Origin of the sequence: Ruegeria arenilitoris, assembly GCF_013032855.1 — a bacterium.
Lineage (GTDB): Bacteria > Pseudomonadota > Alphaproteobacteria > Rhodobacterales > Rhodobacteraceae > Ruegeria > Ruegeria arenilitoris.
Window position 1 is genome coordinate 16,630 of sequence record NZ_WQDA01000005.1, and the last position, 13,681, is coordinate 30,310.

Genomic DNA, 13,681 nt, shown 5'->3' on the forward strand with positions numbered 1-13,681 from the left:
TCCCGCATCGCGCGGGGCACCAATATCACCAGGGTCCGGCAGGCCGGGCCACCCGGTCTGGGTGGTGGGCGTGTCGGATCCTTTCACGACAGAATGATTGCAACGGATTGCCCATAGCGGCCTCGTTCTGAAAGGGATCATGATGAGCAAGACAATCCGACTGACCGCGGCGCAGGCCTTGGTGCGTTACCTTGGCGCGCAGATGAACGAAGACGGCCAGCCCTTCATCGCCGGCGTCTGGGCGATTTTCGGCCATGGCAACGTGGCCGGTCTGGGCGAGGCGCTGCACGGTGTGCGCGACAGCCTGCCCACCTATCGCGGTCACAATGAACAGACCATGGCCCATTGCGCGATCGCCTATGCCAAGCAGATGCGGCGCAGCCGCGCCATGGCGGTCACCTCGTCGATCGGGCCGGGGGCGACCAACATGGTCACCGCCGCCGCGCTGGCGCATGTGAACCGCCTGCCGGTGCTGCTGTTGCCGGGGGACGTTTTCGCCACCCGCGGCCCCGACCCGGTGCTGCAACAGACCGAGGATTTCACCGACGGCACCGTTAGCGCCAATGACTGTTTCCGCCCGGTCAGCCGCTATTTCGACCGGATCACCCGGCCCGAACATCTGCTGACTGCCCTGCCGCGCGCCTTCCGCACCATGACCGACCCGGCCGATTGCGGGCCGGTGACCCTGGGTTTTTGCCAAGACGTGCAGGCTGAGGCCTATGACTATCCGCTCAGCTTCTTCGAGCCGCGCATCTGGCACCAGCGCCGCATCCGCCCCGACGAAGGTGAGCTGGCCCGCGCGGCCGAGGCCATCCGGTCGGCCAAACGCCCGATCATCGTGGCCGGCGGCGGTGTCCATTATTCCGGCGCGACCGACGCGCTGCAGGCCTTTGCCGAGACCCACAACATTCCTGTTGCCGAGACGCAGGCCGGCAAATCGGCCCTGGCCTGGGATCACCCGCTGAACCTGGGCCCGGTCGGCGTGACCGGGGGCGAACCCGCCAACACCGTGTGCGCCGAGGCGGATCTGATCCTGGGTATCGGCACGCGGTTTCAGGATTTCACAACCGGGTCCTGGGGGCTGTTTTCCAACCCAGCGCGCAAGATGGTCTGCCTGAACACCGCCGCCTATGACGCCGCGAAACACGGCGCGATGCCGCTGTTGGCCGACGCGCGGGTCGGGATCGAGGAATTGGGCGCAGCCCTGCAGGGCTATCGCGCCGATCCGGTGGCCGACACGCTCAAGGCTGAGTGGTTTGCCAAGGTCGATGCGCTGACCGACGCGCCGGGCGACGCCAACGCACTGCCCACCGACATGCAGGTGGTGGGCGCGGTGCAGCGCGCGGCACATGACGACACGGTGGTGATGTGCGCCGCCGGCACCATGCCGGGCGAGCTGCACAAGCTGTGGAAGGCGCCGCGTCCGGGGGCCTATCACATGGAATACGGCTTCAGCTGTATGGGCTACGAGATCGCCGGCGCCATGGGCATCAAGATGGCCCAGCCCGACCGCGACGTGATCTGTTTCACCGGGGACGGCACCTACATGATGGCCAACTCGGAAATGGCGACGGCGGCGATGATGGGCGTGTCCTTCACCGTGGTGATCACCGACAACCGGGGCTTTGGCTGCATCAACCGGCTGCAGATGGGCACCGGCGGGGCCGAGTTCAACAACCTGCTGGACCATGCGGTGCACGAGACGCCCTCGGCCATCGACTTTGCGGCCCATGCGGCGGCGATGGGGGCGACCTCGGTCAAGGTCGGCTCGATCGCCGAGCTGGAAGAGGCGCTGGCCAAACGCGGCGAAGTCAAAGGCCCCTATGTGATCGTCATCGACACCGACCCGTACCCCTCGACCGAATATGGCGGCACGTGGTGGGAAGTGGCGGTGCCCGAGGTCAGTGTCCGCCCGGCAGTGAATGAACAACGTGCGGCCTACGAGGCTGCCATCAAGGAAAGAAACACCAAATGAGCGTGAAGATCGGCATCTCTCCGATTGCGTGGCAAAATGACGACCTGCCCGACCTGACGGCTGGGTTCACCATGGAACAGGCCCTGAAAGAGGCGCGTCAGATCGGCTATACCGGGGTCGAGCGCGGGCAACGTATGCCCGCCGATACCGAGGGGCTGCGCGCCTATCTGGAAGAAAATGACCTTGCCCTGTGCGGCGGCTGGTGTTCCGGCAATTCGCTGGTCAATGATTTCGCCGCCGAACGCGACGCGGTGCGCGCGCAGGTCGAACAGTTCGTGGCGCTGAACAGCCCTTGCATCGTCTACGCCGAATGCTCGAACACGGTTCAGGGCCAGATCGACACCCCGGTCAATGACCGCCCGCAACTGTCGAAAGACGAGATCAAGGCCTACGGCGCCAAGATCACCGAACTGGCCAAGTGGATGGCCGATCAGGGGATGCCGATGGCCTATCACCATCACATGGGCACGATCATCGAAAGCGAAGATGACGTGAACTGGCTGATGGAGGGATCGGGGCCGGAGGTGAAGCTGTGCTTTGACACCGGCCATCTGCTGTTTGGCGGCGGTGATGTACTGGCTACGCTGAACCGCTGGGGCGATCGGTTGCAAAATGTGCATTTCAAGGACATTCGCCCCGGAATCGTGCGCGACACGCGCGGCAACCGGCGCAGTTTCCTGGATGCGGTGATCGCGGGGGCCTTCACGGTGCCCGGCGATGGCTGCATCGACTTTCAGGAGGTCGCCCATGCGTTGAAAGCCCTGGATTACGAAGGCTGGATTGTGGTCGAGGCCGAGCAGGACCCGGCCAAAGCCCCGCCCTATGAATACTCGAAGATGGGTTATGACCACATCGTCGAGGTCTGCGGTCGGGCCGGCTTGGAGATCACCGCCTGATCTTTCGCGCCCTTGGGTGCCGCCATGGGAAAGGAGCGTTTCATGGTCCGTCAGCAACCTGGTTTCGTCGGTTATTTCGGCCGTGAGTCCTGTGATCTGGACGAATTCAAGGTGCTGACCTCGCAGAGCCTGCGGCCCGAGCAGGTGCCCCACGCGGCCGCTGTGGAGAAGAACGTGCCGGTCTATGACATGCACGCGCTGCGGCCCGCCTTGGAAACCCCCGACACCCGGCGCGCCCTGTTGGCGGAATGGGGCTGGGTTCTGGGCCGATCTGCCGGGGTGATCGCGTTGAAAGGGGCCTATGCCGAGACCTCGGTCATCGACCGGGCGACCGAGGTGTTTCGCCGGATCATCGAAGATGAGCGTCAGGCCGGGGGTGGCGAGGGCGATCACTTTGCGGCCTCGGGCGCGAATGACCGGGTGTGGAACGCGCTGCAAAAGCAATGCCTGCGCGACCCCGAGGGTTTTGCGCTCTATTTCGGCAACACGGCGATTGCCGCCGCCTGCGAGGCCTGGCTGGGCCCCGATTACCAGATGACCGCGCAGATCAACCAGGTGCGGCCGGGCGGCAAGGCGCAGCAGGCGCATCGAGACTATCACCTGGGGTTCCAGACCGCCGACAAGGCGGCCCAGTTCCCGGCGCACGCCCATATGGTCACCGCCGCGCTGACTCTGCAGGGCGCGGTTGCCCATTGCGACATGCCCATTGAAAGCGGCCCGACCAAGCTGTTGCCCTTCTCGCAGCTGTATGGCCCTGGCTATGTCGCCTTTCACGACGACGCGCATCGGGCGTATTTCGAACGGGCCTGCATCCAGCTGCCGCTGGCCAAGGGCGATGCGGTGTTCTTCAACCCGGCGCTGTTCCATGCAGCCGGCGAAAACAGCAGCGCCGACATCCACCGGATGGCCAACCTGCTGCAGGTGTCGTCAGCCTTCGGGCGGGCGATGGAGGCGGTGGACCGCAAGGCGATGTGTCTGGCCGTATTCCCGGCACTGATGGCGTTGAGCCAGCGCGGCGATCTGGATGATGCCCGCATCGGCGCCGCGATCGCGGCCACCGCCGAAGGCTATCCCTTTCCGACCAATCTGGACACCGATCCGCCGGTGGGCGGAAACGCCCCGCCCAGCCAGGCCGACATCCTGCGCCGGGCGGTGTCGGAAAGCTGGACGCAGGCGCATTTGACGCAGGCGCTGGACGCGCTGCAGGCGCGGCAGGCGGCATGACGGAACCCGGGCGGCCGGTGCTGCCCCAACACAGGTGAAACCGATGGCAGAACTTCTGAGAAAACCGTTCGGAACCCATGGCAAGGTGCATGACATCACGCCGGCCAGCGCCGGCTGGCGCTATGTGGGTTTTGGCCTTTATCACCTGCGGGCCGGCGACCGCGCCGCCGAGGTCACCGGCGACCGCGAGGTCATTCTGGTGATGGTCGAGGGCAAGGCCCGGATCACCGGCGCCGGGCAGAATTGGGGCGTGTTGGGCGACCGGATGAAAGTGTTCGAAAAGTCCCCGCCCCATTGCCTGTACCTGCCCAACGGCACCGAGTGGGAGGCCACGGCCGAAACCGATTGCGTGATCGCCGTGTGCTCGGCCCCGGGCAAGGGCGGCCATGCCCCGCGCCGGATCGGGCCCGAGGGCATCACCCTGACCGAGCGCGGCAAGGGAACGAACACGCGCCACATCAACAACATCGCGATGGAGGCCGAGGATTACGCCGACAGCCTGCTGGTGACCGAGGTCTTCACCCCCAGCGGCCATTGGTCATCCTACCCCAGCCACCGGCATGACGAGGACGACTATCCCCGCATCACCTATCTGGAGGAGACCTATTACCACCGCCTGAACCCGGCCAGCGGCTTTGGCATCCAGCGCGTCTATACCGATGACGGTCAGTTGGACGAAACCATGGCCGTGTCCGATGGCGATGTGGTACTGGTGCCGCGCGGGCACCACCCTTGCGGGGCGCCCTACGGGTTCGAGATGTATTATCTGAACGTCATGGCCGGGCCGCTGCGCAAATGGCGTTTCGTTCCGGCGCCCGAAGTGGAATGGATCATGGAGCGCGACAAATGACCAAGGCCTTTGCCATCTATCCCTGCCTGAAAGGGCGCACCGTATTCGTGACCGGCGGGGCCTCGGGCATCGGGCGCGAAATCGTGCGCGGCTTTGCCGAGCAGGGGGCCAAGGTCGGCTTTGTCGACATCAACGCCGAGGGCGGAAACGCGCTGCTGGAAGAACTGGACGGAACCCACGCCTTTGCCGCCTGCGACCTGCGCGACATCGCGGCGCTGCGGTCCGCTTTTGACGAGCTGGCGGGCGCGCTGGGCGCGGCGGACGTTCTGGTCAACAACGCCGCGCATGACGACCGGCACGACTGGCGCGAGGTGACGCCGGACTATTGGGACGAGCGCATGGCGACCAACATCCGCCACATGTTCTTTGCCATCCAGTCCGTGGCGCCGGGCATGATCGACAAGGGCGCGGGGTCGATCATCAATATCGGCTCGAATTCCTGGTGGGAGGCCGGCGCGGGCTTTCCCGCCTATGCCACCGCGAAATCTGCAGTGCACGGCCTGACCCGCACCATGGCGCGGGAACTGGGCGATCACCGGATCCGGGTCAACACGGTCGTGCCCGGCTGGATCATGACCCAGCGCCAGAAAGACCTGTGGGTCACCCCCGAGGCGCTGGCCAAACAGATCGACCGCCAATGCCTGCCCGACCCGATCGACCCGGTCTATGTGGCGCGGATGGTGCTGTTTCTGGCCTCGGACGACGCGGCCATGTGCAGCGCGGGCAATTTCATGGTCGAGGGCGGCTCGATCTGACGCCCATGGGGTCGTTCCCGTCCGGAATGGACGTGCGTCGATACACTGGGGCCGGTTGACGGATCGACACCCGGCAAGGAAAGATGCGGGATGATTTCCTATGTCACGGTTGGCGCGGACGACATCGCGCGTGCAAAACGGTTTTACTGCGCCTTTCTGCCGGATCTCGGCTATGCGCTGGAAGAGGGTCCCGAGGGGCTGAGTTTCGCCTTGCCGGTGCCGCCGGGCCAGCAACCGGTTCTGCCGGAATTTTATGTCAAACCGCCTTTTGACGGGGCCGCGGCCTCGGCCGGGAATGGTGCGATGGTCGCCTTTGAGGCTTGCGATCAGCAGCAGGTACGAGACCTGCACGCCGCCGCGCTGCGGGCCGGCGGATCGGACGAAGGTCAGCCGGGCTTTCGCGCCATGTACGGGCCACGTTTTTATGTCGGCTATCTGCGGGACCCACAGGGCAACAAGATTGCCCTGTTTTCCAGCAATCCAAACGAACCGGGGCGCGACGATTAGGATCCGCCTGCGCGTGTTGAAGAACGGCACAGGTCCGGACGGTTAGCGCTGCGGCGGTGCACCAAAGGCGCGGATCACGGTGCGGGTGGCAGCAACGACCGGATCATGGGTTTCCTTCAGGATCGTCACCCGATCGAACCGGTCGGGGTCGCGGTTCACGGCCGCGCGCAGGGCGGCGCCGAAGGCCATGCGCAGCTCGGTCCCGATGTTGAACTTGCAGATCGCGGTTTCACGCGCCAGCCGCGCGCGCTGTTCGACGGGCACGCCCGATCCGCCATGGATCACCAGCGGCACGTTGGTCACGGCCTGAACCCGGCGGATGCGGTCCTCGTCCAGCCCGCCTTCCTTGTTCTGCTGAAGGTGGACGTTTCCGACCGAAATCGCCATCGCATCCACGCCGGTCTGGGCGGCGAAGGTGGCGGCCTCGTCCGGGTCGGTCCCGGCCGAGCCTTCGCCGCCGGAATAGCCGACGAAGCCGATTTCGCCCTCGCACGAGACCCCGGCGGCGTGGGCCATTTCGGCAATCCCGGCGGTCTCGTCGATATTCTGCTGCAGGGGCTTGCGCGATCCGTCGAACATCAGCGAGGTGAACCCGCTGTCCAGCGCGATCTTGCACTCCTCGAACGTATAGCCGTGGTCCAGATGCGCCACGACGGGCACCGAGGCGTTTTCGGCCAGATACCGGAACATCTTGCCCAGAACCGGCAGCGGTGTGTGCTCGCGGCAGCTGGGTCCGGCCTGCAGGATCACCGGGGCGTTCTCGGCCTCGGCCGCGCCGACATAGGCGCGCATATCCTCCCAGCCCAGCGTCACCAGACCGCCGACGGCATAGCCCTGTTCATAGGCGGGTTGCAGGACGTCTTTGAGCGTAACGAGGGTCATTTGAACTTGGCGATCATGTCTTTGATGCCCGGGATCGTCTCGATCTGATAGGCATGGGTGGGTTGGAAATACTGCACCAGCGATCGTTGGGTCAGCCCGCCGAGGATGGTGAAGTAATACATCTCGTATCCCGGCAGAACGCAGCAGGGGTGATAGCCCTTGTCGATGCAGATCGTCGAGCCATCGACGATGTGATAGGCATCACCCGGTTCATTGTCCTCGCGCTGCAGCATCTGCAGGCCCGAACCCCAGTTGGGTTTGAAGCGGAAATTGTAGGTTTCGTCATGCCGGGTCTCGTCCGGCAGGCGGTTGGTGTCGTGCTTGTGGCTGGGAAAGCCCGACCAGCCGCCCTGACCCACGGTGAACAGCTCGCTCACCAGCAGGCGGCCGACCTTGTCATGCTGTTTCTGGCCCAGGATATGCTTGATCTTGCGATGGGTCTTGGTGTCGTCGCTGCCATATTGCACCAAGTCATGCTCGCGCACGTCGAACGGGTCCAGCACCTTGTCATACTTTGCGCCGGCCACGAACACCTCGGCCGTTTCCGACACGCAGACCATCTGCGCCCTTGCCCCTGACGGGACATAAGCCCCCTCGGGCTCGCCATCCCAGACATCCTCGCCCCGGTTGCCCAGTTGCGCAAAGCGCACGCCCTCGACATTCACGTCGACGCTGCCGGTGGCGGGCACGATGCAGGTCTCGTACCCCGGGACCTGGTATTCGAAGGCTTCGCCCCGCTTCAACTTGACGATGTTGAAATAGTTCAGCGGCACGGTCGGATCATCGACATCGACGATGGGTTTGTTCTGGTTGTCGAACGGGGGGATGTGCATCGGGCTCTCCTATCCGGCCGGGGTGGGGCCGGGGTGGGACGCAAGGAAAGCGTCCAGGTCTTCGGTGGTTGGCATGGCGGGCGCGCAGCCTGGTTTGGACACGACGATCGAGGCGCACGCCGAGCCGCGCAACACCGCCTGTTCCAGCGAATGGCCCGCCGCGATCGAGGCCAGCAGCCCGGCCATGAAGCTGTCGCCCGCGCCGTTGGGTTTGACGGCGGTGACCGGGTAGATGCCGGTGTGGATCTCTTGCCCGTCGGTCAGGGTCACGGCGCCCTTTTCGCCCATCTTGTAGATGACGATGCGGCCGGGTTTCTCGGCCAGATCGCAGGCTTTCCGGAAGCCTTTCTCGATCCCACCGGCCATGAAGCCGAATTCTTCGTCATTGCCGACGATCATGTCGCTGGCCTCGCCCGCGCGCGACAGCACGTCGGCGGCGACCTGCGCCGAGGGCCAGCTGTAGGGCCGATAGTCGATGTCGAAGATCACCGGCAGACCGGCCTTGCGCGCATTGTCGAAGGCGCGAAACGTGGCGCTGCGCGACGGTTCGGCGGCAAGCACGGTTCCGGCCGAGATCGCCGCGCTGAAACGACCATAGTCGACCCGGTCCATGTCATCTTCAGTGACCTGAAAATCGACGGCGCCGTTTCGGTAGATGACGTTCTGAAAGTCCTCGATGCAGCTTTCATAGACCGCCAAGGACATGCGGTATTCACCGCCGACGACGCGAATGAAAGAGGTGTCGACACCATAGTGATGCAACTTGTTGAGGCAGAATCGCCCAACCGCGTCATCCGAGACAGAGGTGATCAGCGACGCCTGGCTACCCAGCTTGACCAGACCCGCGCAGATATTCGCGGACGAACCGCCCAAGTCCGCGCGGAACATGTCGGCATGTTCGCTTTTGACACCGACCGGATCGGCGAACATGTCCATGCCAGCGCGCCCGAAAACGGCAAACCGGTTTCCTTTGATGCCGTCGATCAAGTGACTCAAACTGTACCTCCCAGGCATTTTGATCCCGCCGATCCGATGGACCTTGCATTGGATCGATTCTCACGATACTGATTTTGCAACCGGTTGCAATCAGTATGTTCGGAGCCGCCCAAAATGCGAGAAATCGGAATTGGAATCGTCGGAGGCGGCTATATGGGCAAAGCCCATTCGGTGGCCATGTCCGCCGTGGGCGCCGTGTTCGACACCGCGCTCAGACCGCGGCTCGAGATGATTTGCGCCTCAAGCCTTGACAGTGCCGAACGCTACCGCGCCGCCTACGGGTTCCGCCGTGCCACCGCCGACTGGCAGACCTTGGTCAAAGATCCGGTGGTCGAGGCCGTCGTGATTGCATCGCCCCAGTCCACCCACCGGCAGATCGCCGAGGCGGCGCTGGCGCTGGGCAAGCCGGTGCTGTGCGAAAAACCGCTGGGCGCGTCGCTTGAGGACAGCCGTGCCATGGTGGCGGCGGCCGAGGCCTCGGGCACCGTCAACATGGTCGGGTTCAACTATATCCGCACCCCGGCCAGCCAGTTTGCCCGCCAGCTGATCGCCGACGGCGCGATTGGCGACATCACATGGTTCCGCGGTGAACATACCGAGGATTTCTATGCCGACCCCGAGGCCCCGGCGACCTGGCGCACGACCGGCATGGCCAACGGCACCATCGGCGATCTGGCGCCGCACATGGTCAATGGCGCGCTGGCTCTGGTGGGGCCGATCGCGCAGGTCATGGCCGATGTGGAAACCGTTCACCACACCCGCCCGGGCGGTGCAGTGACCAATGACGACCACGCCCAGATGATGTGTCGGTTTGAAAACGGCGTCATGGGGAACCTATATTTCAGCCGTATCGCGACCGGCCGCAAGATGGGTTATGCCTACGAGATTTCGGGCACCAAGGGCGCGATCCGGTTTGACCAGGAGGATCAGAACGCCCTGTGGCTCTATCGCCGCGAAGGCCCCGAGGCCCAGCGCGGTTTCACCAAGATCCTGACCGGTCCGGAGCATCCCGATTATGAGCCCTTTTGCCAGGGTCCCGGCCACGGCACCGGATATCAGGATCAGATCATCATCGAAGCCAAGGATTTTCTGACCGCCATTCATTCCGGCCGGAGCAACTGGCCCACCTTCCGGGACGGGCACGAGGTCAACCGGGTTCTGGCGGCGGCGCTGGCCTCGGCCGACAGTCGCGGTTGGCAGGACGTCAGCACGTTTTAGGCCCGACACGTAATCCAACATTGTTCGCAGAGAGACCAAGACCATGGCAAAGTTGAAATGGGGCATGATCGGGGGCGGAGAAGGCAGCCAGATCGGACCCGCCCACCGTCTGGGCGCACAGGCCGACGGCCTGTTCGAATTCGCCGCCGGCGCGCTGGACCACCGGCCCGAGGCGGGGCGCGCCTATGCGCAGCGGCTGGGTGTGCCCGCCGACCGCGCCTATGGCGACTGGCAGGAAATGCTGGCCGGCGAAAAGGACCGGCCCAACCGGATCGACCTTGTAACCATCGCCACCCCGAACGCCACCCATTTCGAGATCGCCAAGGCGTATCTCGAGGCCGGGTTCAACGTGCTGTGCGAAAAGCCGATGACCATGACCGTGGAAGAGGGCGAAGAGATCGTGCGCGTGGCCCGGGAGTCGGGTAAGATCTGTGCGGTCAACTACTGCTATTCGGCCTATCCGATGGTGCGGCAGGCCCGCGCCATGGTCCGCGCCGGCGAGATCGGCAAGGTGCGCCTGGTCGTCACCAATTTCAGCCACGGCCATCATGGGGACGCCACCGACGCGGACAATCCGCGCGTGCGCTGGCGTTATGATCCGGCCATGGCGGGTGTGTCGGGGCAATTCGCCGATTGCGGCATCCACGCGCTGCACATGGCCAGCTTCATCTGCGATGACGAGGTCGCGACGCTGTCGGCCGACATGGCCTCGACCATTCCCAGCCGCCAGCTGGAAGACGACGCGATGGTCAATTTCCGCATGGAGGGCGGCACCGTGGGCCGGTTGTGGACCTCGTCCGTGGCGATCGGGCGGCAGCACGGGTTCGACATCCAGGTGTTCGGCGAGACCGGCGGGCTGCGCTGGGCGTCCGAACACCCCAACCAGCTGATCTACACCCCGGTCGGTGGACGAACCCAGATCATCGAAAAGGGCGAGGGCGGCCTGCATGAAGACGCGATGCGCCTGTCGCGGGTGGCGATTGCCCATCCCGAGGGCTTTCCGCTGGCTGTAGCCAATATCTATTGCGATCTGGCCGACGCGATCCGGGGCGAGCCGCGCGATGGGCTGCCCGATGCCGCCGATGGCGTCCGCTCGATTGCCGCGGTGCACGCGGCCGTGGCCTCGGCCCGGGCCGAGGGCGCCTGGCAGGACGCGCGCCCGCCGATGTTCCGTTGATCAGGGGCGGGGCCGCAACGTGCCCCGCTCGATCACCCGGCAGGGGAAGATCCGCGCCTCGGGGTAGCGATCGGGCGTTTTCAGCATCTCTTCGACCAGATCGACCGACGCGGTGATGATCTGCTTGATCGGCTGATGGATGGTCGTCAGGTTGATGTATTCCCAGCGCGACATCTCCATGTCGTTCAGGCCGATGATCCCGATGTCGGAACCCGGTTTCAGCCCGTGGTCGGCCAGCGCCGACAGCGCACCGATCGACAGGATGTCGTCGCCGCAGAAATAGGCCTGCGCCGGGTCACCCGCCAGCAGGCGCAGCATCTCGGCCCGGCCGGCCTCGAAGGAGTAGGCCCCGGCGAAAGAGTGGCTGACGGGAACATGAGGGTGGTTTGCCATTTCCTCGGTAAAGCCCCGTTGCCGGTCTCGTGCCGAGGTCGCATCGATCGGCCCGCCCAGATAGCCCACGCTGGCATAGCCTCGCGAGACCAACTCGCGCGCGGCCATGCGTCCGCATTCCACATTGTCGATGCCCACCACATGCACCTCGGGCGAGGTCGCCGAGCGCCCGAAGGTGTGCACCACCGGCACGCCGGCATCGTGGAACGCCTTGGCAAAGCTGGGCGGCAAGGTCGACGAGGCGACGATCACCGCATCCACCGAATATTGCCGCAGCATGCGCACGGAATTGGCGGGCTCGGTCTCGTCGGTCAGGTTCACGATCAGGGGGCGCAGCCCGCGTTCCTGCAGGGCGCGGGTGAACTGGTCGAAAACCTCAAGAAAGATGGGGTTGTGGAAGTTGTTCGAGATCAGCCCGATCAGCTTGGTCCGCCCCGTCGTCAACGACGAGGCCAGCGCGTTGGGGCTGTAGCCCAGTTCCTTGGCGGCCTTTTCCACCTTGGCGCGGGTCTTGGCCGAGACCGAGGCGCCCGGCGTGAAGGTGCGCGACACCGCCGACCGCGACACCCCGGCCAAGGCCGCAACTTCCTTCAGCGTAACGCCCACTTGCCTGGTCTCCTTCGTGAGGTCGATCGGGTCTGTTGAATGTCGCATCATTGCAAAAATGGTGCAATCGGTTGCAAGGCATTTCCACCCCTGACGTCAGGTTCCAAGACGCTGCGGCCGTGATCCGACATTATGATTCAATTTTCGTCATTATGGCGGAAAAGCCGCCCGTTTCGTCAACTCGATTGCTGTGCCCGGACGGCGGCGCGGTCATACTGGAACCAGAGCAGAGGAGGAGGCGCGCAATGAGTTGGAACATCTGCGTCGTCGGGGCCGGAAAGATCGGACAGATGATCGCCGCCCTGTTGAAGAAATCGCACAATTATACCGTAACCGTGGCCGACCATGACCTGACGGCCTTGTCGGCGTTGAACAGGCAGGGCATCACCACCCGCCAGATCGACGCGGGCGACGAAGCCGGGCTGGCACAGGGGCTTGCGGGGTTCGATGCGGTGATCTCGGCCGCACCGTTTTTCCTGACGCCTGCCATCGCCAAGGCGGCCAAGGCCGCGGGTGCGCATTATTTCGACCTGACCGAGGATGTCGCCGCGACCAACGCCGTGCGCGAACTGGCCCGCGACAGCGGCACCGCCTTCATGCCGCAATGCGGATTGGCCCCGGGTTTCGTCGGCATAGCGGGAGCCGCACTGGCGGCCGACTTCGACACGCTGGACAGCCTGCACATGCGAGTGGGCGCGCTGCCGCTCTATCCGACCAATGCGCTGAAATACAATCTGACCTGGTCCACCGATGGGCTGATCAACGAATACTGCAACCCCTGCGACGCCATCGTGAATGGCGAACGGGTCAAGACCGCGCCGCTCGAGGATTACGAGATCATCGGCCATGACGGTGTGGAATACGAATGCTTCAACACTTCGGGCGGCCTGGGCACCTTGCCCGAGACGCTGGCCGGCAAGGCGCGGGCGGTGTCCTATCGCTCGATCCGCTATCCCGGCCATCGCGACATCCTGAAGCTGCTGTTGACCGATCTGGGCCTGGGCCAGCGCCGCGACCTGTTGAAGGACATCTTTGAAACCGCGCTGCCGCGCACCGATCAGGATGTGGTTCTGGTCTATTGCACGGCCAAGGGCATGATCGACGAGGCCCTGCGCGAGAAATCCCTGATCAACAAATCCTTTGCCCGCACCATCGACGGCCAGGTCTGGAGCGCGATCCAGATCACCACCGCCGCCGGCGTTCTGGGCGTGGTCGACCTGATGCGCACCGGCGCGCTGCCCACCCAAGGCTTTGTCCGGCAAGAGCAGGTCGGGCTGGATGACTTCCTGAACACCGAATTCGGCCAGCTGTACCGCGCTGGCGAAGTGACCCCCCAGAACAAGGCGGCCTGAACATGAAAGACGTTGTC

At 64.6% G+C, this 13,681-nt stretch carries 13 protein-coding genes; 9 read left to right on the forward strand and 4 right to left on the reverse strand.

Annotated features, from left to right (window positions below):
• Positions 1-142: 142 nt before the first annotated feature.
• From iolD to GOW72_RS15595, 6 genes are all read left to right on the forward strand, one after another.
• Entirely contained in the window at positions 143-1,975 is a 1,833-nt protein-coding gene (iolD, locus tag GOW72_RS15570; protein ID WP_170367485.1) for a 3D-(3,5/4)-trihydroxycyclohexane-1,2-dione acylhydrolase (decyclizing), read from the forward strand.
• Positions 1,972-2,871, forward strand: a complete 900-nt coding sequence (gene iolE / locus GOW72_RS15575) for a myo-inosose-2 dehydratase (RefSeq protein WP_170367486.1) — start codon at positions 1,972-1,974, stop codon at positions 2,869-2,871. Before iolD ends, iolE begins: the two co-directional genes overlap by 4 nt.
• A 42-nt stretch (positions 2,872-2,913) precedes the next feature.
• Complete coding sequence (locus tag GOW72_RS15580) at positions 2,914-4,095, forward strand: phytanoyl-CoA dioxygenase family protein (protein WP_170367487.1); 1,182 nt, start codon at positions 2,914-2,916, stop codon at positions 4,093-4,095.
• Positions 4,096-4,138: 43 nt separating this feature from the next.
• Positions 4,139-4,945: a 5-deoxy-glucuronate isomerase gene (iolB, locus tag GOW72_RS15585; RefSeq protein WP_170367488.1), complete on the forward strand. Its 807-nt coding sequence runs from the start codon at positions 4,139-4,141 to the stop codon at positions 4,943-4,945.
• Positions 4,942-5,700 carry an SDR family NAD(P)-dependent oxidoreductase gene (locus GOW72_RS15590; RefSeq protein WP_170367489.1) on the forward strand — a complete coding sequence of 253 codons (759 nt, stop codon included), beginning with the start codon at positions 4,942-4,944 and terminating at the stop codon, positions 5,698-5,700. Before iolB ends, GOW72_RS15590 begins: the two co-directional genes overlap by 4 nt.
• Positions 5,701-5,790: 90 nt before the next feature.
• Positions 5,791-6,207, forward strand: a complete 417-nt coding sequence (locus tag GOW72_RS15595) for a VOC family protein (RefSeq protein WP_170343196.1) — start codon at positions 5,791-5,793, stop codon at positions 6,205-6,207.
• A 42-nt stretch (positions 6,208-6,249) separates the two neighbouring features.
• On the opposite strand, the gene GOW72_RS15600 is transcribed toward GOW72_RS15595, so the two are convergent.
• The 3 genes from GOW72_RS15600 to GOW72_RS15610 are packed head-to-tail and all read right to left on the reverse strand — an operon-like array spanning position 6,250 to position 8,936.
• Complete coding sequence (locus GOW72_RS15600) at positions 6,250-7,089, reverse strand: class II fructose-bisphosphate aldolase (RefSeq protein ID WP_170367490.1); 840 nt, start codon at positions 7,087-7,089, stop codon at positions 6,250-6,252.
• Positions 7,086-7,922, reverse strand: coding sequence for a 5-deoxy-glucuronate isomerase (locus tag GOW72_RS15605; RefSeq protein WP_170367491.1), 837 nt, complete (start codon positions 7,920-7,922; stop codon positions 7,086-7,088). The genes GOW72_RS15600 and GOW72_RS15605 overlap by 4 nt, the downstream gene beginning before the upstream one ends.
• Before the next feature lie 9 nt (positions 7,923-7,931).
• Positions 7,932-8,936, reverse strand: a complete 1,005-nt coding sequence (locus tag GOW72_RS15610; RefSeq protein WP_170367492.1) for a PfkB family carbohydrate kinase — start codon at positions 8,934-8,936, stop codon at positions 7,932-7,934.
• 96 nt (positions 8,937-9,032) lie between these two features.
• Here GOW72_RS15610 and GOW72_RS15615 point away from each other — a divergent pair, with 96 nt between their 5' ends.
• Together GOW72_RS15615 and GOW72_RS15620 are read left to right on the forward strand one after the other, a co-directional pair.
• The gene (locus GOW72_RS15615) at positions 9,033-10,136 is read left to right on the forward strand and encodes a Gfo/Idh/MocA family protein (protein ID WP_170367493.1); all 1,104 of its coding nucleotides are present in this window, start codon (positions 9,033-9,035) and stop codon (positions 10,134-10,136) included.
• Between the two features lie 43 nt (positions 10,137-10,179).
• Positions 10,180-11,313, forward strand: coding sequence for a Gfo/Idh/MocA family protein (locus GOW72_RS15620; RefSeq protein WP_170367494.1), 1,134 nt, complete (start codon positions 10,180-10,182; stop codon positions 11,311-11,313).
• Here GOW72_RS15620 and GOW72_RS15625 read toward each other — a convergent pair whose 3' ends face one another.
• Positions 11,314-12,312, reverse strand: coding sequence for a substrate-binding domain-containing protein (locus GOW72_RS15625; RefSeq protein WP_170367770.1), 999 nt, complete (start codon positions 12,310-12,312; stop codon positions 11,314-11,316). It abuts the gene before it with no gap.
• Between the two features lie 245 nt (positions 12,313-12,557).
• On the opposite strand from GOW72_RS15625, the gene GOW72_RS15630 reads away from it, so the two are divergent.
• Entirely contained in the window at positions 12,558-13,664 is a 1,107-nt protein-coding gene (locus GOW72_RS15630; protein ID WP_170367495.1) for a saccharopine dehydrogenase family protein, read from the forward strand.
• The last annotated feature ends 17 nt before the right edge of the window (positions 13,665-13,681 follow it).

Bases quoted from the DNA above. Each gene is read 5' to 3' on its own strand.
- iolD (WP_170367485.1), top strand. From the start codon at position 143: ATGAGCAAGACAATCCGACTGACCGCGGCGCAGGCCTTGGTGCGTTAC.
- iolE (WP_170367486.1), top strand. From the start codon at position 1,972: ATGAGCGTGAAGATCGGCATCTCTCCGATTGCGTGGCAAAATGACGAC.
- GOW72_RS15580 (WP_170367487.1), top strand. From the start codon at position 2,914: ATGGTCCGTCAGCAACCTGGTTTCGTCGGTTATTTCGGCCGTGAGTCC.
- iolB (WP_170367488.1), top strand. From the start codon at position 4,139: ATGGCAGAACTTCTGAGAAAACCGTTCGGAACCCATGGCAAGGTGCAT.
- GOW72_RS15590 (WP_170367489.1), top strand. From the start codon at position 4,942: ATGACCAAGGCCTTTGCCATCTATCCCTGCCTGAAAGGGCGCACCGTA.
- GOW72_RS15595 (WP_170343196.1), top strand. From the start codon at position 5,791: ATGATTTCCTATGTCACGGTTGGCGCGGACGACATCGCGCGTGCAAAA.
- GOW72_RS15600 (WP_170367490.1), bottom strand. From the start codon at position 7,089: ATGACCCTCGTTACGCTCAAAGACGTCCTGCAACCCGCCTATGAACAG.
- GOW72_RS15605 (WP_170367491.1), bottom strand. From the start codon at position 7,922: ATGCACATCCCCCCGTTCGACAACCAGAACAAACCCATCGTCGATGTC.
- GOW72_RS15610 (WP_170367492.1), bottom strand. From the start codon at position 8,936: ATGCCTGGGAGGTACAGTTTGAGTCACTTGATCGACGGCATCAAAGGA.
- GOW72_RS15615 (WP_170367493.1), top strand. From the start codon at position 9,033: ATGCGAGAAATCGGAATTGGAATCGTCGGAGGCGGCTATATGGGCAAA.
- GOW72_RS15620 (WP_170367494.1), top strand. From the start codon at position 10,180: ATGGCAAAGTTGAAATGGGGCATGATCGGGGGCGGAGAAGGCAGCCAG.
- GOW72_RS15630 (WP_170367495.1), top strand. From the start codon at position 12,558: ATGAGTTGGAACATCTGCGTCGTCGGGGCCGGAAAGATCGGACAGATG.